The sequence below is a fragment of the Parablautia sp. Marseille-Q6255 genome, assembly GCF_951230155.1.
GTDB lineage: Bacteria > Bacillota > Clostridia > Lachnospirales > Lachnospiraceae > Choladousia.
This window is the reverse complement of record NZ_CATNVD010000003.1, coordinates 14,599-38,060: the sequence shown is the minus strand read 5'-3', so window position 1 is coordinate 38,060 and position 23,462 is coordinate 14,599. Positions and strand designations below refer to the sequence as shown.

The 23,462-nt window shown below is 50.8% G+C and carries 20 protein-coding genes; 19 read left to right on the top strand and 1 reads right to left on the bottom strand.

Annotation, left to right across the window (positions count from 1 at the left end):
- Positions 1–3: 3 nt before the first annotated feature.
- From kdpA to recR, 17 genes are all read left to right on the top strand, one after another.
- Entirely contained in the window at positions 4–1,719 is a 1,716-nt protein-coding gene (kdpA, locus tag QOX44_RS03720) for a potassium-transporting ATPase subunit KdpA (protein WP_283681343.1), read from the top strand.
- Between the two features lie 21 nt (positions 1,720–1,740).
- On the top strand, positions 1,741–3,795 hold the full coding sequence (gene kdpB / locus QOX44_RS03715) for a potassium-transporting ATPase subunit KdpB (protein ID WP_283681342.1): 2,055 nt from the start codon (positions 1,741–1,743) through the stop codon (positions 3,793–3,795).
- Between the two features lie 13 nt (positions 3,796–3,808).
- Positions 3,809–4,453, top strand: coding sequence for a potassium-transporting ATPase subunit KdpC (gene kdpC / locus QOX44_RS03710; protein ID WP_283681341.1), 645 nt, complete (start codon positions 3,809–3,811; stop codon positions 4,451–4,453).
- A 19-nt stretch (positions 4,454–4,472) separates the two neighbouring features.
- A complete protein-coding gene (locus tag QOX44_RS03705) occupies positions 4,473–6,467 on the top strand; it encodes a DUF4118 domain-containing protein (RefSeq protein WP_283681340.1) in 1,995 nt (664 codons plus the stop codon).
- Positions 6,468–6,563: 96 nt separating this feature from the next.
- On the top strand, positions 6,564–6,767 hold the full coding sequence (locus QOX44_RS03700; protein WP_283681339.1) for a hypothetical protein: 204 nt from the start codon (positions 6,564–6,566) through the stop codon (positions 6,765–6,767).
- A gap of 147 nt (positions 6,768–6,914) precedes the next feature.
- Positions 6,915–8,282 carry a TrkH family potassium uptake protein gene (locus tag QOX44_RS03695; protein ID WP_283681338.1) on the top strand — a complete coding sequence of 456 codons (1,368 nt, stop codon included), beginning with the start codon at positions 6,915–6,917 and terminating at the stop codon, positions 8,280–8,282.
- Positions 8,283–8,300: 18 nt separating this feature from the next.
- Positions 8,301–8,948: a potassium channel family protein gene (locus QOX44_RS03690; RefSeq protein ID WP_283681600.1), complete on the top strand. Its 648-nt coding sequence runs from the start codon at positions 8,301–8,303 to the stop codon at positions 8,946–8,948.
- Between the two features lie 18 nt (positions 8,949–8,966).
- Positions 8,967–9,134 (top strand): hypothetical protein, encoded by a 168-nt coding sequence (locus QOX44_RS03685; protein WP_283681337.1) that lies wholly within the window; start codon positions 8,967–8,969, stop codon positions 9,132–9,134.
- A 390-nt stretch (positions 9,135–9,524) separates the two neighbouring features.
- Positions 9,525–12,164 (top strand): sensor histidine kinase KdpD, encoded by a 2,640-nt coding sequence (locus QOX44_RS03680; RefSeq protein ID WP_283681336.1) that lies wholly within the window; start codon positions 9,525–9,527, stop codon positions 12,162–12,164.
- Positions 12,157–12,858 (top strand): response regulator transcription factor, encoded by a 702-nt coding sequence (locus QOX44_RS03675; protein WP_283681335.1) that lies wholly within the window; start codon positions 12,157–12,159, stop codon positions 12,856–12,858. The genes QOX44_RS03680 and QOX44_RS03675 overlap by 8 nt, the downstream gene beginning before the upstream one ends.
- Before the next feature lie 235 nt (positions 12,859–13,093).
- On the top strand, positions 13,094–13,468 hold the full coding sequence (locus tag QOX44_RS03670; RefSeq protein WP_283681334.1) for a helix-turn-helix domain-containing protein: 375 nt from the start codon (positions 13,094–13,096) through the stop codon (positions 13,466–13,468).
- Between the two features lie 4 nt (positions 13,469–13,472).
- Positions 13,473–14,291, top strand: coding sequence for an ImmA/IrrE family metallo-endopeptidase (locus tag QOX44_RS03665; protein WP_283681333.1), 819 nt, complete (start codon positions 13,473–13,475; stop codon positions 14,289–14,291).
- Between the two features lie 149 nt (positions 14,292–14,440).
- On the top strand, positions 14,441–15,361 hold the full coding sequence (locus QOX44_RS03660; protein ID WP_283681332.1) for a glycerophosphodiester phosphodiesterase: 921 nt from the start codon (positions 14,441–14,443) through the stop codon (positions 15,359–15,361).
- 161 nt (positions 15,362–15,522) lie between these two features.
- Positions 15,523–16,596, top strand: coding sequence for a 6-phosphofructokinase (locus QOX44_RS03655; RefSeq protein WP_283681330.1), 1,074 nt, complete (start codon positions 15,523–15,525; stop codon positions 16,594–16,596).
- Between the two features lie 187 nt (positions 16,597–16,783).
- Positions 16,784–18,523 carry a DNA polymerase III subunit gamma/tau gene (gene dnaX / locus QOX44_RS03650; protein ID WP_283681329.1) on the top strand — a complete coding sequence of 580 codons (1,740 nt, stop codon included), beginning with the start codon at positions 16,784–16,786 and terminating at the stop codon, positions 18,521–18,523.
- A 42-nt stretch (positions 18,524–18,565) separates the two neighbouring features.
- Positions 18,566–18,907 (top strand): YbaB/EbfC family nucleoid-associated protein, encoded by a 342-nt coding sequence (locus tag QOX44_RS03645; protein ID WP_283681328.1) that lies wholly within the window; start codon positions 18,566–18,568, stop codon positions 18,905–18,907.
- Complete coding sequence (recR, locus tag QOX44_RS03640) at positions 18,907–19,503, top strand: recombination mediator RecR (RefSeq protein ID WP_283681327.1); 597 nt, start codon at positions 18,907–18,909, stop codon at positions 19,501–19,503. The genes QOX44_RS03645 and recR overlap by 1 nt, the downstream gene beginning before the upstream one ends.
- 20 nt (positions 19,504–19,523) lie before the next feature.
- Here recR and yyaC read toward each other — a convergent pair whose 3' ends face one another.
- The gene (gene yyaC, locus QOX44_RS03635; RefSeq protein ID WP_283681326.1) at positions 19,524–20,114 is read right to left on the bottom strand and encodes a spore protease YyaC; all 591 of its coding nucleotides are present in this window, start codon (positions 20,112–20,114) and stop codon (positions 19,524–19,526) included.
- 173 nt (positions 20,115–20,287) lie between these two features.
- Between yyaC and QOX44_RS03630 the strand changes: the two genes are divergently transcribed.
- On the top strand, positions 20,288–21,991 hold the full coding sequence (locus QOX44_RS03630; protein ID WP_283681325.1) for a LysM peptidoglycan-binding domain-containing protein: 1,704 nt from the start codon (positions 20,288–20,290) through the stop codon (positions 21,989–21,991).
- Between the two features lie 166 nt (positions 21,992–22,157).
- Positions 22,158–23,453, top strand: a complete 1,296-nt coding sequence (locus tag QOX44_RS03625; RefSeq protein ID WP_283681324.1) for a DUF5711 family protein — start codon at positions 22,158–22,160, stop codon at positions 23,451–23,453.
- Positions 23,454–23,462 lie beyond the last annotated feature (9 nt).

Below are 23,462 nucleotides of genomic sequence, written 5' to 3'. Positions count from 1 at the left end.
AGTATGGTACAGATTGTTCTTACGCTGGCGTTGTTTGTGATACTGGTTATTCCTGTGGGAAGGTACATGTATCATATCGCCACGGATCAGAGGACATTCGCGGATGCGGTGTTTGATCCGATCGATAAATTGATATACAGGGTTTGTGGAATAAAAGGAGAGGACATGAGCTGGAAAAAATATGCTCTGTCCTTATTGATGGCAAATGGGGTCATGGTGTTTGTCGGTTATATGATCCTCAGGCTGCAGGGACTTTTGTTTCTGAATCCGAACGGGATCGGGGCAATGGAGGAAAGCCTGAGCTTTAACACGATCATCAGCTTCATGACAAATACGAACCTGCAGCATTATTCAGGAGAGAGCGGGCTGTCCTACGTCAGCCAGATGTGCGTCATTATATTTATGATGTTTACCTCAGCCGCCAGCGGATATGCGGCGTGCATGGCGTTTTGCCGCGGACTGTCAGGCAGGAAGCTCGGCAACTTTTACAAAGATATGGTGCGTACGACAACGCGCATCCTGATACCAGGCGCTTTTCTGGTAGGACTGCTCCTGGTCAGTCAGGGAACACCGCAGACATTTGCGGCAAATGTGACGGTAGAGACGATAGAGGGCAAGTATCAGGACATTGCAATGGGACCGGTTGCCGCGCTGGAATCGATCAAGCATCTGGGAACAAATGGAGGAGGCTTCTTTGGAGCAAATTCAGCGACCCCGTTTGAGAATCCGACAGTGATCTCCAATATCACAGAGATGATCTCCATGATGCTCCTGCCGGGAGCCTGCATCGTAACCTTTGGGCTGATGCTCCATGAACGCCGCAAAGCGAAGGCTGCTCTTGCAGAGACGAAAAAGCCGCTCATCGGCAGACAGGGCGCCGTTGTCTTTGGCGCAATGGCGATCATTTTCCTGATCGGTCTTACAGTCTGCTTCTGTGCTGAAAAAGCGGGCAATCCTGTGATCAGTGCAATGGGGATCAATCAGGATATGGGCAGCATGGAAGGAAAAGAGGTCCGCTTCGGCATCGCTCAGTCGGCATTGTTCACGACAGTGACCACCTCGTTTACGACAGGTACGGTCAACAATATGCACGATACACTGACGCCGCTTGGCGGGATGATCCCCATGCTGCATATGATGCTCAACTGCGTATTCGGAGGAAAGGGCGTCGGCCTGATGAACATGGTCATGTACGTGATCCTGGCTGTGTTTATCTGCGGGCTGATGGTCGGACGTACGCCGGAGTACTTAAATAAGAAGATTGAGGGAAAAGAAATGAAGCTGGTAGCGATCGTCATCCTGATCCATCCGCTTTTGATCCTTGGATTTTCTGCTCTGGCTGTGTCGGTGCAGGAGGGACTTGCAGGTATCACAAATCCGGGCTTCCACGGTCTGTCGCAGGTTCTTTATGAATATGCTTCATCTGCGGCAAACAATGGTTCCGGATTTGAAGGACTGGCAGATAACAGCCTGTTCTGGAATATGACGACCGGACTTGCGATGTTCTTCGGACGCTACATCGCGATTGTTGCCCAGCTTGCCATCGCAGGCTCGATGCTTCAGAAGAAGCGGGTAAATGAGTCGATCGGCACCCTGCGAACCGATAATGTGACTTTTATGATCGTGCTCGTGTTTATTGTATACATTTTTGCAGCCCTGACCTTTTTCCCGGCACTGGCGCTCGGACCGGTTGCAGAGCATCTGTCCCTGTGGATGTAGGGAATAGAAAGGAGAATTAGAATGGCTAAGAAGAAAAGCACAAAATTTGTGACAAAGGATATATTGAGATCATCGATCATCGGTTCGTTCCAGAAGCTGGATCCGCGGTATATGGTGAAAAATCCGGTCATGTTCGTAGTCGAGATCGGATTTCTGATCACACTGGTTCTGACCTTTTTCCCGACTCTGTTCGGAGGCGGAGCACAGTATCAGCTTTACAACGGGATCGTGTCAGTGATCCTGTTTATCACCGTGCTGTTTGCGAATTTTGCGGAATCTGTGGCAGAGGGGCGCGGCAAGGCGCAGGCGGCTTCTCTGAAGAAAACAAAGCAGGATACAAAAGCAAGACTGATTCTTCCGGATGGCAGCGAGAAAACAATCAGCGCTTCTGAATTAAAGAAGAACGATATTGTTCTCGTAAAAGCCGGAGAGGTGATCCCGAACGACGGAGAGGTGATCGAAGGGATCGCTTCTGTGGATGAATCTGCGATCACAGGCGAGTCTGCACCTGTGACAAGAGAGTCCGGCGGAGATTTCTCCTCCGTGACTGGCGGTACGACGGTTGTTTCTGACTGGCTGAAGATCCGTATTGTGGCGGAGCCGGGACATTCATTCCTCGATAAAATGATCTCTCTGGTAGAAGGCGCTTCCAGACAGAAGACGCCGAATGAGATCGCTCTGAATACGCTTTTGATCGTACTGACCCTGATCTTTCTGATCGTTGTCGTGACGCTGTATCCGTTTGCGGCGTATCTTGGAGTCGAGATCCCGATCTCGTGGGCGATCGCTTTGATGGTATGTCTGATCCCGACAACGATCGGCGGCCTGCTTTCTGCGATCGGCATCGCGGGTATGGATCGTGTGACGAGATTTAATGTCATCGCCATGTCAGGAAAAGCGGTAGAGGCGTGCGGTGACGTCGATACGATGATCCTCGACAAGACGGGGACGATCACGTACGGCAACCGTCTGGCAGCGGAGTTTTATCCGGTGTCCGGCGTAGAGAAAGAGGAGCTTGTCGATTACAGTGTCATGAGTTCTCTGATGGATCAGACGCCGGAGGGAAAATCGACAGTAGAGCTGGGGCGTCAGATGGGCTGTGCGCTCGATGACAGGGTGGCGCAGCAGATGACCTTTGTGGAATTTACCGCACAGACGAAAATGAGCGGTGCAGACTTGAAGGACGGCACGGTTGTCAGAAAGGGAGCGTCAGAGGCGATCAGGACATTTGTAAGGGAAAAGGGAGGAGCGATCCCTCCTGATCTGGAGGAGATCGTGACAAATGTCTCCAACCTGGGCGGTACGCCGCTTACTGTGTGTGTGGATAACAGGATCCTCGGCGTCATTTACCTGAAGGATACAGTAAAGCCGGGACTTGTAGAACGTTTTGCAAGGCTTCGCGAGATCGGCATCAAGACGATCATGTGTACGGGCGATAACCCGCTGACTGCGGCGACGATCGCACGAGAGGCAGGTGTGGACGGCTTTATCGCAGAATGTAAACCGGAGGATAAGATCGAGGCGATCAAAAAGGAGCAGGCAGAAGGAAAGCTTGTGGCTATGACGGGGGATGGCACGAATGACGCGCCGGCTCTTGCGCAGGCAGATGTGGGGCTGGCGATGAATTCCGGCACACAGGCAGCCAAGGAGGCGGCAAATATGGTGGATCTGGATTCGGATCCGACAAAGATCCTTGAGGTCGTAGAGATCGGAAAGCAGCTTCTGATCACAAGAGGTTCTCTGACCACATTTAGTGTGGCAAATGATATTGCAAAGTACTTTGCGATCATTCCGGCAATGTTTACGATGGTGCTGCCGCAGATGCAGATCCTCAATATCATGCATCTGGCAACACCGGCAAGTGCGATCCTGTCTGCACTGATCTTTAATGCGATCATCATACCGGGACTGATCCCGATCGCGATGAAGGGTGTAGCCTATAAGCCGATGAAAGCGGAAAAGCTTCTTCTGAGAAATATGGGGATCTATGGACTGGGAGGGGTGATCGTCCCGTTTGTCGGCATCAAGCTGATCGATCTGGCAGTAGCGCCGCTTCTGGCACTGGCAGGGATGTAGGAGGTAATTCAGGATGAAAAACTTCGGTAAAATGTTAAGAACAGCGTTTGCTTTTTGTATTGTTATGATGCTGGTATGCTCGTTCCTTTATCCGCTGGCGCTCACAGGCGTCAGCCAGGCAGCGATGAAGGACAAGGCAAATGGCAGTCTGATCGATAAAAACGGCGAGCCGACCACAGACGTCAAAGAGGCCGTCGGCTCCAGTCTGATCGGACAGGACTTTTCCAGAGACTGCTTTTTCAGAGGCAGAGTATCTTCTGTAAATTATAATACATACACACAGGAGCAAAAGGAGAGTGGGGCGTACGGTGGAGTTTCCTCAGGATCCTTCAACTATGGTAACTCAAACCCGGATCTGGAGGCAAGGATCCAGGAGGATCTTGATGCGTTTCTGGCTTCCCATCCCGGCATAAAGGCAGAGGACGTTCCGGCAGATCTTCTGACGGCGTCCGGCTCCGGGCTGGACCCGCATATCAGCCCGCAGGCTGCCCGGGTGCAGATCGCGGCAGTGGCAGAGCATTCCGGTCTGAGTGAAGAACAGGTAGAAACGATCGTGGAGGAGAACACAGAGCACAGGCTGTTCGGCGTATTTGGAGAAGAGCGCGTCAATGTGCTCAAATGCAACCTTGCGGTCGCAGAAGCAATGGAACTTTTATAGATAGAAAAGGAGCGCGTGTATGGAGGGAGAAAGACCGGATTCGGAGCAGATATTAAAACGGCTGCAATATGAAGAACAGGAGCAGCAGAAAAAAAGCCGCGGAAGGCTTAAGATCTTTCTCGGATATGCTGCCGGATCAGGAAAAACGTATGCGATGCTGGAGGCGGCGCATGAGGCGAAACGGCACGGGATTGATGTTGTGGCAGGCTATATTGAGCCGCACGACCGTCCTGATACACAGGCTTTGACAAAGGGGCTGGAGATGATCCGGCCCCTTATGGTGGATTACAGGGGAGTGAAGCTAAGGGAGTTCGATCTTGACGCAGCGCTGGCGCGAAAGCCGCAGCTTATACTGGTGGACGAGCTGGCGCATACAAATGCCAGAGGATGCAGGAATGAGAAGCGGTATCAGGATGTCAGGGAGCTGCTTCGCCAGGGGGTCAACGTCTATACGACAATGAATATCCAGCATCTGGAAAGCCTCAATGACCTTGTGGGGAATATTACAGGCATTGATGTGCGGGAGCGTGTGCCGGATACAGTATTTGATCATGCAGAGCAGGTGGAGGTCATTGATATTGAGCCGGAAGATCTGATCGACCGGATGAAAGAGGGAAAGATTTACAGGGAAGATCAGGCGCAGCGCGCGCTCCGGAACTTTTTCCGGAGGGAGAAGCTTGTCGCTCTGCGCGAGATCGCTCTGCGGCGCACGGCTGACCGGGTGAACCGCATTGCAGAGGAGGAGCGCAGTCTTCTGGGACATCCCGACTACCATACCGGGGAACATGTGCTGGTCTGCATCACAGCTGCGCCGTCAAGTGCAAAGGTCATACGCACTGCCGCCCGTCTGGCTGGCGCGTTCCACGCCAGGCTGACCGGGCTTTGTGTGGAGACGCCGGCTTTACAGGAGGCGGATGAAAAAACAAAGGCAGCGCTGCGCAGTCATCTGGAAATGGCAAAGCTGCTCGGGGCAAAGATCGTAACCGTCTATGGATCCGATGTAGCTGCGCAGATCGCACAGTATGCGATCACAGGAAATGTCTCTAAAATCGTACTGGGCAGGACGAACCATTTCACGATGCGTCCGATGTATCGCTCAGAGCTTTTAGAAAAGCTGACCTATATGGCGCCGAATATTGATATCTATATTATCCCGGATATCCGAAAAAGCCGGCGCTATTATCCAAAACGCGGGAGGAGGCGGCAGGAGGACTGGAAAAGCATTGGAATGGGATGTCTGGCTGTCACAGCCATCATGGCGCTTTCTACAGCAGCGGCGCTTTTGCTTGGGGAGGTCGCATTTTCAGAGGCAAATACGATCATGGTGTATCTGCTTGGCGTGCTGGTGTCTGCCTACGTGGCAAACCGGAAGGTCTGCGCGCTGTATTCTGCGCTTGCCAGTGTTCTGCTGTTTAATTTTTTCTTTACAGAGCCGTTTTATAGTCTTAAAGCATACGACAAAACGTATCTTACTACATTTCTGATGCTTTTTGCCGTAGGACTTTTTACCGGGACTATGACTGCAAAGCTGAAACACCAGAACAGGGAGAGCGCAAAGAACGCGTACCGGACAGAAATTCTTCTGGAGAACAGCCAGAAGCTGCGCCGCTGCAGGTCAAAAGCAGACGTATGGCGCCAGATCGCGGTACAGGCTGGAAAGCTTCTGGGGCTGTCGATCCTGATCTATCCGGTCCGCGATGACGGCACAGTGGAGGAAGCGCTTCTTTTTCCGCGAAGCGGTATGGAGCCGTCGCAGCTTGCAGTGTGTGTCAATGCGCAGGAGCGCGGTGTGGCGCAGTGGGTGGCTGCGAACCATCACCGTGCGGGCGCCTGTACGCACACCCTCCCGGACGCGATGGCGATGTATCTGCCGATCCGTGATGAAGAGCGTGTGCGCGGCGTAATGGGGATCTTTCTGGAGGAGCGACGGCCGATCGCAGAGTTTGAGTACGGCCTTCTGGTTGCCATGTTAAACGAGACAGGAGTAAAGCTTCAGGATGCATTTCTGGAATAGCGTCTCTTCACAGAACATTAATTCCCCGCAGCCATTGTTTGCCCTATCTTAATATTTGCGATGCTAGAATAAAAGCATCAGTAAGGAGGGAGAACGATGGCTGTTATCAGAAAATCAATTGCCGGACTTCACAGATTAGAACATAGATTTGACCGCCGGGCTGAAAGGTTTGCCTTTCATCATCCGTACGCTGCATTCTTTGCCATGTTTGTAGGAATGCCGCTTCTGATCTTACTGGCGGTTACGGCAACGACATTTGTACTTTCATTTCCTATGGCATATATGTTCGGATGGCTGTAAGCGCTTTGCGGCTGGAGCTGCCGGTATACGGTGCCTTTGACCTGTCTTTTTGGCGTCTTTATACAATCTTAATGCAGACGCAGGGTTACTTATACACACTTAATGCGGGTTAAGATATGATGAAGCGGATATAAAGAAGAGCTAAAGATGAGGCAAAGGGGTATACAGGCAAAAATGGGCACTACAGGCAAAAGGATCCACAGACATATCACTTCTTTTCAGGTGATCATATTAGGTTTTTTCACAGTAATTTTATTGGGCAGTCTGCTTTTGACGCTTCCGGTGGCAACGCAGGACGGGCAGGGGGCGACATTTGCAGATGCGCTGTTTACAGCTACATCCGCAGTGTGCGTGACCGGTCTGGTCGTCCATGATACTGCGACATACTGGTCCATGTTCGGACAGGCGGTGATCATGCTGCTGATCCAGATCGGTGGTATGGGAGTCGTGACAATAGCGGTGGCGATCGCGACTGCTTCCGGCAGAAAGATCGGACTGATGCAAAGAAGCGTGATGCAGGAGGCGATATCGGCGCACCAGGTGGGCGGTATCGTCAGAATGACAAAGTTTATATTAAAGACCAGTATGGCGATCGAGCTTGTGGGAGCTGTTTTCCTGGCCTTTGTGTTTGTCGGAGATTTTGGGATGCAAAAGGGGCTGTGGTATGGACTGTTCCATTCGGTATCTGCCTTTTGCAACGCGGGCTTTGACCTGATCGGTATCCGGGAGCCGTTTTCTTCGCTGACCTCTTATGCGTCGCAGCCGATCGTCAATCTGACGATCATGGCACTGATCGTGACAGGCGGTCTCGGATTTCTGACCTGGGCAGACATACAGAAAAATAAGTGGAATTTCAAAAAATACAGAATGCAGAGCAAGGTGATCCTGAGCGTGACGGCAGGCCTGATCCTGGTGCCGGCGGTATACTTCTTTTTTTGTGAGTTTTCCTCCCTCCCGTTTGCGCAGAGGGTATGGAGTTCCCTGTTTCAGTCTGTAACGCCCAGGACAGCAGGCTTTAACACAGCCGATCTGACTATGATCAGTGAGACAGGCCTGATGCTGATGATCGTCCTGATGCTGATCGGAGGATCTCCCGGCTCGACTGCCGGAGGTATGAAGACGACGACGATCGCAGTACTGTTTTCGTCTGCACTGGCAGTGTTTAAGAAAAAACAATCGCCGCATTTTTATGGCAGGCGGATCTCTGACGATGCAGTAAAAAATGCCGCTACGATCCTGCTGATGTATGTGACTCTGTTTTTAGGAGGCGGCATGGTGATCAGCTCAGTAGAAAAAATCCCGCTGGTATCGGCGCTTTTTGAGACGAGCTCAGCGATCGGCACAGTGGGGCTGTCTCTGGGGATCACGCCGACGTTGTCCGGTATTTCGAGGGCGATCCTGATCGGCCTGATGTTTTTTGGAAGAGTCGGAGGTCTAACACTGATTTTTGCAGCGTTTTCAGAGCATCGCGGGACAAATGCAAGACTCCCGCAGGAGAAAATAACGGTTGGATAAAAGGAGAGGATGGACATGATGAAATCAATTTTACTGATAGGACTGGGCAGGTTCGGAAGACATATTGCGATCAGGCTGGATGAGCTGCATCATCAGGTAATGGCAGTAGACCGGGAAGAGAAGCGGGTCAATGCGGTGCTCCCTCATGTCACCAATGCGCAGATCGGGGACAGTACGGACGAGGAATTTATGGAATCTCTGGGTGTGCGCAACTTTGACGTGTGCATTGTCGCGATCGGAGATAACTTCCAGAGCTCCCTCGAAACAACCTCCCTGCTCAAAGATCTGGGCGCACGGTTCGTCGTAGCGAGGGCGGCGAGAGACGTACATGCAAAGTTCCTTCTCAAAAACGGGGCAGATGAGGTCGTATACCCGGAAAAGCAGCTTGCCGCATGGACAGCGATCCGCTACAGCGCAGATCATATCCTGGACTATATTGAGCTGGACGCAGATCACGCGATCTTTGAAATATCAATACCAAAGGGCTGGATCGGAAAAACAGTCGGCCAGCTTGATATCCGCAACAAGCACAACATCAATATCATGGGCTTTAAGCATAATGGGATCATGGATCTGAATATCCGCTCCACAACCTGCCTGCCCGACGACAGCACCATGCTTGTGCTGGGAAGTATCAAGGATATACAGAAATGTTTCCATATTTAACACATGGGAGTGATGGAAATGAAAGACCTGATTTTATTGTGCACAATGGCAGCGTTCTTCCTCGGCGGCTATTTTGTGATGAAGCGTGTGGACACCTTCCTGGGCAGGAATCTGAGAATGCCAGAGGAACAGGAAGCACAGCCTGATCCGGATGAAAAAGAAGAAGAGAAGCACCCGCACAAGTGACATCCCACAACAAAAATGCTATACTGTGCGCGAAGGCAATGAGCAGTGCAAAATCCTCGTATGGCAGTCGGCCTGCTTGCAGGCGAGACTGTTATACGAGGATTTTATAGGGCGAACGCCCGCGAGCGAGAAAATACGGAGTATTTTCGAGCGGCACTGCGAATGAAAATAGAAGATGCGCGCGCAGGAGTGAAAGGCAGTCGGCCTGCTTGCAGGCGAGACTGTTATACGAGGATTTTATAGGGCGAACGCCCGCGAGCGAGAAAATACGGAGTATTTTCGAGCGGCACTGCGAATGTATATGATGTATATGGAAAATGCGCACGCAGGAGCGAAAGGCAGTCGGCCTGCTTGCAGGCGAGATGGAAAAAATAGTAAAAGGAGGGTCGCATGGAAGAGATAAGAAAGTATAAAGGGCATTTGAAAATATTTTTCGGCTATGCCGCGGGTGCAGGAAAGACGTACGCAATGCTGAAAGCGGCTCTCGCGGCAAAGCGCCGCGGGATAGACGTGGTCGCAGGATATATTGACGCCCATAACCGTCCACAGACGGAGGCCTTGCAAAAAGGGATCGAGGCGCTCCCAAGGCTTTCCATCGACTATAACGGGATTAAGCTGCAGGAGCTTGACCTCGATGGGGCGATCCGGAGAAGTCCGCAGCTTATCCTGATTGATGAGCTGGCGCATACGAATGCCGCAGGGTGCCGCCACAGCAAACGGTATCAGGACGTCCTCGAGCTGCTAAAAGCAGGCATTGATGTTTATACGACAGTGAATGTGCAGCATATAGAGAGTCTCAATGATATGGTAGCTTCTGTCACAGGGGTTATGGTGCAGGAGCGGATACCGGACAGCGTATTTGATGGTGCTGATCAGGTAGAGCTTGTGGATATCGAACCGCAGGAGCTGATCGACCGGATGAACGCAGGGAAGATTTATGTCAGGGAGCAGGCAGAACGGGCTGTGGAGAATTTTTTCACGATAGAAAATCTGACCGCCCTGCGGGAGATCGCTCTGCGCCGCTGCGCAGACCGTGTGAACCGTCTGACAGAGACAGCAAGGATAAAAAACAACAGCGACTATCATACCGATGAGCATGTTCTCGTATGCCTCTCGCCCTCCCCGTCCAATAAAAAGATCATTCGGACGGCGGCGCGCATGGCGCATGCGTTTCGGGGAGCGTTTACTGCTTTATTTGTTGAGACATCGGAATTTGCGTGCATGGATGACAATGACAAAAAAAGGCTGCGCGCCAATATGCATCTGGCCAGACAGCTTGGAGCGACGGTAGAGACGGTCTATGGAGAGGACGTACCGTTTCAGATCGGAGAATTTGCAAGGCTTTCCGGGGTTTCAAAGATCGTGATCGGCAGGAGCGCCGTGACCAGAAGGCATCTCTTTGGCAGACCGCCTCTGACCGAGCAGCTCATAGCGAATGCGCCGAATATAGATGTGCATATCATACCGGATCAGATGGATGAGATCGCAGCCTACCGGGCGAAAAGAAAGAGCAGTCTCGTATTTTCAGCGGCAGATATTTTAAAGTGTATCGGGATATTGACAGCGGCCAGCGGTATCGGATATCTGTTTGAAGGCTTTGGCTTTGAGGAGGCGAATATCATCACCGTATATGTGCTGGCAGTGCTGATCATTTCGGTTGTGACCGTACACCGGATTTACAGCCTTATCGCCTCCATTGTCAGCGTTCTGATATTTAATTTCCTGTTTACCGTCCCCAAATATACGCTGCGGGCGTATGACCAGGGATATCCGGTGACCTTTCTTATTATGTTCATGGCAGCGTTTCTTACCGGGACACTTGCCACAAGGATGAAAAACAGTGCAAAGCAGTCTGCCCGGGCAGCATTCCGTACGAAGGTGCTCTTTGATACGAACCAGCTGCTGCAGCAGGCGAAAAATAAAGAGGAGATCATATCCGGCACAGCGCATCAGCTTGTAAAGCTCTTAAACCGCGATATCATCATCTATCCATCGGATGAAGAAGCGCTCAGAGAGCCGGTATTTTTCCCGGTAAGTGAGGAAAGCTGTGTGGAAAACTATACCGGAGAACGGGAGATCGCGCTGTGGGTGCTGAAAAACAATAAGCATGCCGGAGCGACGACGCAGACCTTTTCTGACGCAAAGTGCCTGTATCTGGCCATGCGGGTGAATGACTCGGTGTACGGTGTTGTCGGCATCGCCGTGGGCGAGCAGCCGCCGGATGCGTTTGAGAACAGTATCCTGCTTTCCATTCTGGGTGAGTGCGCGCTTGCCCTTGAAAACGAAAAAAATGCAAAAGAGAAGGAGGAGGCGGCGATCCTTGCGAAGAATGAGCAGCTTCGTGCAAACCTTCTCCGGGCGATCTCCCACGATCTGCGCACACCGCTTACGTCCATTTCCGGAAATGCAAGCAACCTGATGTCAAATGGGGATTCCATGGATGCGGTCACAAAAATGGGAGTGTATCAGGATATTTATGATGATTCCATGTGGCTGATCAACCTGGTGGAAAACCTCCTGTCAGTGACAAGACTTGAAGAGGGAAGGCTGAATCTGAATATTTCGGCAGAGCTTGTCGACGAGGTGATACAGGAAGCGCTGCGGCATGTGAACCGGCTGAAGTCAGAGCACGTGATCACCGTGGAGAATCAGGATGATCTGCTGCTTGCCCGGATGGATGCAAAGCTCATTGTGCAGGTTATCATCAATCTGGTGGACAATGCGATCAAATATACGCCGAAGGGCTCGCACATCCATATTTCCACAGGGAAGGAAGGGCAGTGGGCGGTGATCTCTATCGCAGATGACGGACCGGGGATCCCCGACGAGAATAAACCCCAGGTGTTTGACATGTTTTACAGCGGAGCTACCCGCGTGGTTGACAGCAGGAGGAGCCTTGGACTGGGGCTTTCTCTGTGCAAATCGATTGTCAATGCGCATGGAGGGACGATCCGGGTTTCCGATCATTTGCCGCATGGCGCTGTGTTTACATTTTTATTACCGGTAGAGGAGGTTCAATTACATGAATAAATTACTGATCTTAGTAGTAGAGGATGATGCTTCTGTGAAAAACCTGATCACGACCACACTGAAAGCGCACGATTACCGTTTCCTGGCGGCAGGCAACGGTGAGACGGCGATCCTTGACGCATCGTCCCATAATCCCGATATTGTACTGCTGGATCTGGGGCTGCCGGATATGGATGGCGTGGAGGTGATCCGGCGGATCCGGTCCTGGTCCAATATGCCGATCATCGTGATCAGCGCGCGCAGCGAGGACACAGATAAGATAGACGCGCTGGACGCCGGGGCAGACGATTATCTGACAAAGCCATTTTCAGTAGAAGAGCTTCTGGCAAGGCTGCGTGTGACACAAAGACGCCTGCTGATGATGAAAAACGATGCGCCAGTGGAAGCTTCTGTATTTGTCAACGGCGCTTTGCGCATCGACTATGCGGCAGGCTGCGCATACCTGCATGATGAGGAGCTGCATCTGACGCCGATTGAATATAAGCTTTTATGCCTGCTCTCAAGAAATGTGGGGAAAGTGCTGACTCATACATTTATCACACAGAATATATGGGGGAGCAGCTGGGAGAATGATGTGGCGTCGCTGCGCGTATTCATGGCGACACTCAGAAAGAAGATCGAAAAAGGCTCCGATTCTCCTCAGTACATCCAGACGCATATCGGAGTCGGGTACCGGATGATAAAAGTAGAATAAGACGTTTTGAAAAGCGCTGGCCTGGCGATGTGGAGAATATCGCGGGTTGGCGCTTTTCTTTTCCCCTGACTTTATTGCATCATATTATAAGGTAAAATAAGTTTCTTAAATAAGGACAAAATAGAGGGAAATAAATAAGATATGTCAATGAAATATTGACTTTTTTGCGATAGTAAGAATATAATGAAGGTGCATAAGGAAGATAAATGCTCTGATTATATTGGAGGTAACAAGGATGGTAAATACAAGTAAGATTATTAGTGGCAATATAATGAATATTATGAAACAGAACGGAAAAAAGCAGATTGATCTTGCTGACTACCTTGGCGTGTCTAAGCAGGTTATAAGCAAGATGCTTACCGGTGGCAGGATGATCAATGCAATTGAACTGCAGAAGATTTCAGAGTTTCTTGGCACTTCCATGGAGGATCTGGTCAGGCGTCCTGAGGTACTGAAAGAAACGAATGCCATAAAAGCATTTATGGGTAAGGTAGAGACTCAGGAAGCTAAAGATGGACTTGGGATTGCCGATGAGATTGCAAATCTTATTTGTTTTTATGCACGTACCCGTGAGAATGTAGAAGAAATGATGAAACCGTGGGAGGCTTAGAATTATGTGCCGGGTTTTGGATAATAGCCTTTTCGTTAAAGACAGAAAGAGGTATACAAAAATAAGTGAATGTGCAACAAGCTTCAATTCACTCTATAATAAAAATAATATTATTCAGGATGATATATTCAATGTGTTGGAGAACTATGTAGCACGCCATGATATGCCATTTGATATGCTAAGATATCCTATTAAGGATATGGATTTGTGTGCATGTACTTTCATTCGGAAAGGGCATATGTTTGTCATGATTAATTCTGCGCTGCCATTGTCAAAGCAGATATTTGCAGCAGCACATGAACTGTATCATATTTATTGTTATTTTGAAGAATATGATTCTGAATTGCTACAATCAGGGTCAATTCTGGCATCTGGTATTATAGATGAAGAAGCAAAAGAGATTGAGGACATGGAGGCAAATGTTTTTGCAGCTATTTTATTAGCTCCTAAGGAACGACTTGATGAACAGACGGATGTGTACCATTTATCATATAAAGATATTTCAGTGCAAACGGTTCTTAAGATAATGGATATTTTTGCAATTCCGTATAAAGCGGCAGTGCTTCGTCTTTTGGAGGAAGATAAGATTGATGCAAAGGCGGCAAAAAATCTTTTACAGGTTACTGAAAAAGAGATTAGCAAACAAATAGAACTTACGGGAAAGGCTGCACGCTGGCAGGAAATACATAAGGATTTTATCAGATTTGGAAGCTTAACAGAATTGATGTATGATGTTGAGCAGCTGGATGCTGTTCGTGATGAGCGATTATCCGGTGATAAGAGCAGATTGAGAGAAATAATAAGAAGCTTAAAAAAACAGTGAGGTAGTGCCTATGGGAATTGACAAAAAATATGCCTTGCTGGATACGGACTTTTTGCGGGGATAAATTTTGATGGAAAAAGGAATGGGCTTCTTTATATTTTTGGTATTTTTTAAAGTTGTGTATAATCGGCGGGCGGATTCGGAGTTTTGTGGACAGAACTGCGGAAACTAAGGGCGCTTCTCCCCTTGACGCTGCCAGAGGCAGTTGGTACAATACTGGATATCAGAAAGAAAGGGATGGAAGCTTGAAGCTAAAAAATGAAGCAGGGATCGCGCTCGGCGCGTCGTTTGTGTATTTGCTGGCGATCATGCCGGGACATAGAAGAGTCAGAAATGCCGTAAAAGGAAAGTTTTATGCGCACAGAGGTCTGCATGACCGGAAAGCGGGCATTCCGGAAAATACAATGGCGGCTTTTCGAAGGGCAGTTGAACGGGGATTTGGGATTGAACTTGATGTGCAGCTTACCAGAGACGGGGAGGTTGTCGTTTTCCACGATTTTGACCTGAAACGCATTTGCAGTGTGGAGGGAGAGGTCAGCGATTTTACGTATAAAGAGCTGCGTGCTCTGTCTGTGGACGGGACGTCAGAGCATATACCGAAGCTGTCAGAAGTACTTGAGATGGTAAACGGGCGCGTGCCGCTGCTCGTGGAGCTCAAATATAAGGGCATGGACAGCAGGATCTGTGAGCGGACAGACGCCGTGATGCAAAGATACCGCGGCGATTATGCGATCGAATCGTTTCACCCGAGGGCGCTGTGGTGGTACCGCAGGCACAGACCGGAGATCTGCCGGGGACAGCTCGCGATGAATTTTCAGCGGCAGGAGGGCAACTATCATCTGGCATATCTGATGGTGCGCCATCTGCTGTTCAATTTTTTGGGGCGACCGGACTTTATCGCCTATGATATCAGGGACCGGCAGGCAGTCTCCAAAAACATCTGCCGCCGTATCTTCGGATGCCCGTCGGCGGCCTGGACGGTGCGCTCTGACAGGCAGCTCAGGGAAGTAAAGCAGTACTACGATTCCTTTATTTTCGAGGGATTCCTGCCTGCACAGGGAGAAGCGTAAGGAATATCCGGGAGGAGCAGGACGGCGTTTTTTCGCAGCGCGCAGCAGCTGCAGGAGGGCTGTAAAACGGGCAAAACAGTATATTCTGGTTGTGGTAGAGCAGAAAATAAGGTATAATAGGAATACTGAAAACGGTAAATATGTGTAAAGGACGTGATAAAATGAAACGGGTTGGTCTGTTAACGAGCGGAGGCGACTGCCAGGCGCTCAATGCGACGATGCGCGGCGTTGTGAAGGGGCTTTCCAGCAATGTGGACGAGCTGGAGGTCTATGGATTTATGAATGGCTATAAAGGGCTTATTTACGGTGATTACCGTCTGCTTACGTCCAGAGATTTTTCAGGGATCCTGACGAAAGGCGGCACGATCCTCGGATCCTCGAGACAGCCGTTTAAGCTGATGCGCGAGCCGGACGAGAAGGGGCTTGATAAGGTGGCGGCGATGAAGCAGAACTATTACAAGCTGCGTCTGGACTGTCTTGTGATCCTTGGCGGGAACGGTACGCAAAAGACTGCGAACCTGCTCCGGGAAGAAGGGCTTAATATCATCCATCTCCCCAAGACGATCGACAATGATATCTGGGGGACTGATATGACATTCGGCTTCTACAGCGCTGTGAACATCGCGACAGAGGCGATCGACTGTATCCATACGACGGCAGCATCCCACAACCGTGTCTTTATCGTCGAGGTCATGGGGCATAAGGTCGGCTGGCTGACACTGTATGCAGGTATTGCCGGAGGCGCGGATATTATTCTGATCCCTGAGATCCCGTATGATATCAAAAAGGTCATTGCTGCGATCGACAGGCGTACGCAGGCAGGTAAGGGCTTTACGATACTGGCAGTGGCAGAGGGTGCGATCTCGAAGCAGGATGCGAAGCTGAGCAAAAAGGAATATAAGAAAAAGCTCAGTGAGAAAAAATATCCGTCTGTGGCGTATGAGCTGGCGGAGCAGATCAGGGAAGCAAACGGACCGGAGGTGCGCATTACCGTTCCGGGACATACGCAAAGAGGCGGCAGTCCATGCCCGTACGACCGCGTACTTTCTACGCGTATCGGTGTGACGGCGGCAGACCTCATTATGAAAGAGGAATACGGCTATATGGTCGGCATTGTCAACGGCAAGATGAAAAAGGTACCGCTTGGCGAAGTATCCGGCAGACTTAAGATGGTAGATCCGAAGGATCAGATCATTCAGGAAGCAAAGCTGATGGGCATCAGCTTCGGAGACTGATCCGGCACCGCAGTGTATGCGGGGACGGGGTCGGTAAATCAGAACAGGATTATTTAGCGGGGCTGCTGCAAGATCTCTCAGACATTTTGCGACAGCTCCCGTATTTTGCCGGAGGGCAGTATACCACACAGGGAGATGCCGCACCAGGTCAAGAGGACTGCGGCAAAAGACAGACAGGAGACAGACTATGGGTTATACAGCATTGTACCGGAAATTCAGACCGGACACCTTTGCAGACGTAAAAGGGCAGGATCATATCGTAAAGACACTGTGCAATCAGATCAGGGCAGACCGCATCGGACATGCGTACCTGTTCTGCGGGACACGCGGTACAGGTAAGACGACGATCGCCAAGATCTTTGCAAAGGCGGTCAATTGTGAGCACCCCATTGACGGAAATCCGTGCAATGAATGTGCATCCTGCCGCGCGATCGCATCCGGCGCGTCCATGAATGTCATCGAGATCGACGCAGCGTCAAACAACGGTGTGGACAACATCCGTGAGATCCGCGAGGAGGTCGCATACTCTCCGGCGGACGGAAAATATAAGGTATACATCATAGACGAGGTGCATATGCTTTCGATCGGTGCATTCAATGCGCTGCTGAAGACACTGGAGGAACCGCCCTCCTATGTGATATTTATCCTGGCGACGACAGAGGCGCACAAGATCCCGGTGACGATCCTTTCCAGATGTCAGCGCTATGATTTCCGCAGGATCGCGCAGGAGACGATCCAGATGCGGCTGCAGGATCTGATGGATCAGGAGCATGTAGAGGTAGAGAAGCGGGCGCTGCGCTACATTGCGAAAAAGGGAGACGGCTCTTTGCGTGATGCACTCAGTCTGCTCGATCAGTGTATTGCATTTTATCTGGGCGAGACGCTGACGTATGACCGCGTGCTGGAGGTACTGGGAGCGGTCGATACAGAGGTCTTCAGCGATCTGCTGCGCAAGATATTAAGAGAAGATCTCGTGGCGGCGATCAGTACGCTCGAAAAGCTGATCATGCAGGGGCGGGATCTGACGCAGTTTGTCAATGATTTTACCTGGTATATGCGCAATCTGATGCTGCTGAAGGCGTCAGACGATATGGAGGACGTGCTGGACGTCTCGACAGAGAACCTGGCGCAGCTTCGCGAGGAGGCCGGGATGATCCGCAGCGATACGCTGATGCGATTTATACGGATATTTTCCGAGCTGGCGAATAATATCCGCTATGCGACAAACAAGCGGGTGCTGCTGGAGCTTGCTCTTATCAAGCTGTGCAAGCCGGAGGCGCAGCGGGACGAGCTGTCTTATATAGAGCGGATCCGCAAGCTGGAGCGCCGCATGGAAGAGCTGTTCTCCGGAAAGGTGATGATCGCAGCTTCAGCGGACAGAAATGGCAGCTATGCTCCGGGTAGTCATGCGGCAGCTGCGGCTGCAGCGCCGGGAGATTACAGCGCGATGTCGGATGAAGCATTTGCGGCCGGTTTTGGGGCGCAGATAGTGAAGGAGACGGACGGACGCGCCGGATATGGCGCTTCGGAGCAGGGAGCCGGCGAGGTACAGATGCAGTATCCCAAGGCGGCTCCGGAGGATCTGCAGAAGGTGCGTTCGATGTGGAAAAGCATTGTGGGGGATACCACCGGGATGTTCCGCGTGGTGCTTTCTGCGGCAGAGCCGAAGTTTAACGTACAGGATCCAAACGACCTCAGGCTGTATGTCGTATTTGCGGATTTTCTCGCAGAGCGCTATATTGATAATAAAGAGCGAAAGGCAGAGCTGGAGCAGATCATTGCGGACCGTACGGGAAAGCAGGTAGAGGTCCGGTTTGTGCTTGCGGCGGATGAGGGGATCCAGCGGGGCAGCCTGTCTGCGATCGAAATAGACGAAAGAATTCAAGAATTTATTCATACAGATATAGAAATTGAAGACGAAAGCTGATACAATCCATTTGTACAGCAAGGAAAAGATGGAGGAAAAATTATGGCAAAGCGTGGAGGATTTCCGGGAGGTATGCCGGGCAACATGAATAACCTGATGAAGCAGGCGCAGAAAATGCAAAAGCAGATGGAGGAGAACCAGAAGGCTCTTGAAGAAAAGGAATTTACAGCAGCAGCAGGCGGCGGGGCAGTAGAGGTGACGATCTCCGGGAAAAAAGAGGTCAAAAAGGTAAAGCTGGCTGAGGAAGTAGTAGATCCGGATGATATTGAGATGCTGGAGGATCTGATCGTGGCAGCGACCAATGAGGCGCTGCGTCAGGTAGAGGAGGCTGCGGCGTCTGCGATGTCGAAGCTGACCGGAGGGCTGGGAGGCTTTGGATTCTGATGGATTATTACGGAAGTCAGATGTCAAAGCTGATCGAACAGCTTTCTGCATTGCCGGGCATTGGCGGAAAATCCGCACAGCGCCTGGCATTTCATATTGTGCATATGCCAAAGGAGCAGGTAGCGCAGCTGACAGGCGCGATCACAGATGCGCGGGAAAATATCCGTTACTGCAACGAGTGCTATACGCTGACAGATCAGGAAAAATGCCCGATCTGCAGCAACCCCAACCGCGATAAAAAGACGATCATGGTGGTGGAGAGCACCCGGGATCTGGCGGCCTATGAAAAGACAGGGAAATACGAAGGCGTCTATCACGTACTTCATGGGGCGATCTCTCCCATGCTCGGCATTGGTCCGGGGGATATCAGGCTAAAAGAGCTGATGCAGCGTCTGCAGGGGGATGTGGAAGAAGTGATCATTGCGACAAATTCCAGTCTGGAAGGCGAGACGACCGCAATGTATATCAGCAAGCTGATCAAGCCGACCGGGATCAGAGTCAGCCGGATCGCGAGCGGTGTGCCGGTAGGCGGCGATCTGGAATACATTGACGAGGTGACACTGCTGCGCGCACTAGAGGGACGCGTGGATCTGTAAAAGCTGCGGCTGGTTCGGGATCAGAAGCACGCGTCCAGGATACAGTCGCAGATCATCTCTGCCATGCGTGAGATGGTTGACAGACGCGCGGTCTGCAGATCGAGATATGGACTGCTGCTTTCTCCGTTTGCGATTCCTGTGATAGCGATATCACCGACTCCGGGGAGTTTTTTGCGGACTCCTGCGCCCGGCCTGAGACAGCCGGGACGCACAAAAACAGAACCAATATGTTCATAAGAACCAAGAGAGGCATCAACGGCGATCATGATCTGACCGTGGTGCTTTTTTTTAATCTCCTGACTGATCGCTGACAGGTTTAATGCGTGGACGGTATGCTCCAGTGTCCCGTATACCGGAAGATGCTCTCCGGCAGCCTTTTTTATCATGCTGCCTGCAAGCGGACCAAGGCAGTCTCCGATGATCCGGTCTGTACCGATGCACAGGATGACCGGGGGCATGTGGCGGTATCTTACAGGGGAGGCTGCGCGGGATACATCGCGCAGGAGTGCGCGCAGACGGAGGGGACTCAGTACATCAGGGTTGTCCGAAGCACCAATACGGGATGTATGGACAGATGTGGGAAAGCATGGGGCAGGATAAGCTGTTATCATGGCAGGACCTCCGGCTGGATTGTTTTTTTCATTGTATCCAGTTCCGGTCAGAAATATACCGGTTCTGTTTTTTCCACGTCTGAAAAAAATTTTGTTTTTGTCCAGAAATCACCAAATTCTGCATAAAGTATATGGTAAGGTTATGGGAATATGGGAAAAGGAGTGAGTGCAGTATGGGCAAAGACATGGTATTGCCGAAGAACATACGTCAGATAGGAGACATACGGGGAGAAGAGCGGATTTATATGGAGGATTACGTGATGACGTATATCCGGAAAAAGGAACAGCAGGAGGAGCAGGGAAGTGTCGGCATTCTTCTCGGGGAACGCCATGAGACACAGGAAGGACTTTTTGTTTTTATAAGGGGGATTGTCGAGGTACCCCGGGAGCAGACAGAAAACAGCTCTGATACAAAAGAGCAGATAAAAAGAGTGCAGCAAAAAGAAGTGCAGCAAAAAGAAGAGAGCGGGGAAAACGTTTCAGATACAGGAACGATTAAAGAAGATCAGAAAGAGACAGATAAAAAGACAGACGGAGAACGAAAACAGGAAGAAAAAACAGATAAAGAGGCGGTTGTCTCCCTGAAGGAGCAGATCCACAGAGCAAGAATCGAGTATTTTCCCGGATGGGATGTACAGGGCTGCTGCGTCATAGGAAGATACCGTCCCGAAGAGCTTGAGAAGCTTGCGCAGATCCTTCCTGAGACACAGCAGATCATCTATCATCTGCAGGAGCAGGAGGAGACACTGTACCGGAAACTGTGTGGAGAGTACCGGAGAGTCGGCGGCTATTTTGTATTTTATGAGCAAAACCGGAAAATGCAGGAGTACCTGTCTGATATTTTCAGGGATGCGACTGTTGAGAAGGAGAGCCGGCCGGAGACAGCGATGAAAAGCTTCCGGGAAAAAATCCGGGAGAAGGGAGAACAGAAAAAGGGCAGCGTATTAAAACTGGCAAGCTCGTTTTTTGTAGTGACTGTGCTGGTGATAGGCGCGATCGTAGTGAACCGTATGGAGGAAATACGAAGCGTCGGAAATATGACAGGCACAGACGGGACTATATCACAGGAGCAGTGGGATCTCATATATAACAGAGAGCGGATGCTGGCAGAGCAGCAGGCCGGGGATGCTGGGAGGAACGTGGAAACAGAATCATCAGGAAATGCCATACAGGAGGAAGGCGAGGAGCAGGAGGCTCTGCCGACAGGAACAGCAGCTGTACAGGAGAACGCCGGACTGGAAGGTTCCGATGCTTTTTGGGGCAGGGATGAGGCGACAGGAGATGCAGGGCAGAATGCAGCAATAGAGGAAACAGGCAGCGCAGGACAGAATGCAGCAGTAGAGGAAGCAGGCGGCGCAGGACAGAATGCAGCAGTAGAGGAAGCAGGCGGCGCAGGGCAGAGTGCAGTATTGGAGGAAGCAGGCGGTGCAGGACAGAATGCAGCAGTAGAGGAAGCAGGCGGCGCAGAGCAGAATACAGTATTGGAGGAAGCAGGCGGCGCAGAGCAGAATACAGTATCAGAGGGAACAGACAGTGCAGGGCAGAATGCAGTATCAGAGGGAACAGACAGCGCAGGACAGGGTGCAGTGCCGGAGGAGACAGGAGAGGCCGGGCAGAGTGCAGTACAGGAAGGAACAGACCGTATGGGACAGGGTACACAGCCTGCCGACAGCAGTAATGTGACAGGAATGGAGGCGGCGCAGGAGGCATCTGCGCGCAGTATGCAGGCTTCGTATGTGATCCGTCCGGGAGATACGCTGGCCGGCATCAGCCAGCAGTATTACGGCAGCATTCTGCGGGTAGCTGAAATCTGCGAGGCAAACGGTATTTCTGACGCGAATACAATCATGCCGGGGCAGAAGATCGTGCTGCCGTAATGGCTCCAAAGCGACTGGCTGTCATGCGGGTTTCCATTGTAGCAGTTGCGTTTGAGGCTGCTTTCTGGTATGATACACAGGAAAGAAATCTCTAATATCAGAGTATGCAAAAGCAGAAAACAGGGAACAAAAAGGACTAGGCAAACGTTAAAGACAGGGATAAAAGATGAAAAAAGGCAGATGGAAAGCGGTAGCGGAGAAGCTTGAGGAAAAGCTTCAGTTTTTAAAGCTGGAAGATGACGCGGATCTGGAGGATGAAATACAGATCGAGGAAGAGTCGCTGTCTTCCGGCAGTATATTCCAGGAGGAATTGCCGGAAGATGATCTGGAAGAACGGCTGGCGCATAACCGCAGGTGGGTTTTTCGCAGGAGAGCAGCGCTGGCCGTTCTGGCGGCAGCGATCGTGGGCGGCTTTGTGCTGTACAACCATTTTCACATGTTTGATGATTATATTATCGCACAGTCGCACAAAATAGAGACTGCTTCTGGATCGCAGTATCAGGCAGCCGGAAAGAATCTGTACCGGTATAACTCCGACGGCATTTCGTGCGTGACCAGGGAGAATGAACTGAAATGGAGCATCACCTACAATATGCAGGCACCGATCGCTGATATGTGCGGGGATACGATGGCGGTTGCAGAACAGCAGGGGAATCAGGTCTACGTTGTAAATAAGGACGGTCTGGTGGGAAGCTTTGAGACGCTGCTCCCGATCATCAAGGTGCGTGTGTCCAGACAGGGAGTCGTAGCAGTAGTTTTGCAGGAGGAGAATGTCACCTGGATCAGCCTGTATCAGGCAGACGGGACTTCGATCGCAGATGTAAAAGCGACTATGACAGAATCCGGATATCCGCTGGATATTGATCTGTCACCGGACGGTCAGAAGCTCATGGTGTCTTATCTGAGCATTACAGAGGGGAATATGAGCAGCAGCGTGGTATTTTATCATTTCGGCTCCGCCGGACAGGCTGACAATGATCATGTGGCAGGAACGCAGAGCTATACACAGACTGTGATACCGGAGGTTTATTTTACAGATAATGAAAGAGCAGTGGCAGTAGCAGACAATGGCTTTAAGGTATTTAAGGGTGCAGATAAGCCAAAGCAGACGGAAGAGGTGACCTTTGATACAGAGATCCTCGGCACTTTCCATGATGACGAGGCGATCGGCTTTCTCTTTGGAAGTGAGGAAGAGGGTTTTGCGTACCGGATGGAAATGTATAACTACCGGGGGCGCAAGAAAGCGTCAAAAAATATCAATGCGGAGTTTGAGCAGATAAAGATGCAAAATGGACAGATCCTGATGTACAGCGCAAGAAACTGCGAGATATTTACTACATCCGGCGTACACCGTTTTTCCTGTGGTTATGAAAAAGATATTGAGGATATTTTCTATTTTTCTGAATTCCGGAAATATCTGGTGATCACAGATGACAGCTTTGACCGGATACGGATCAGTTGATTTTGATGA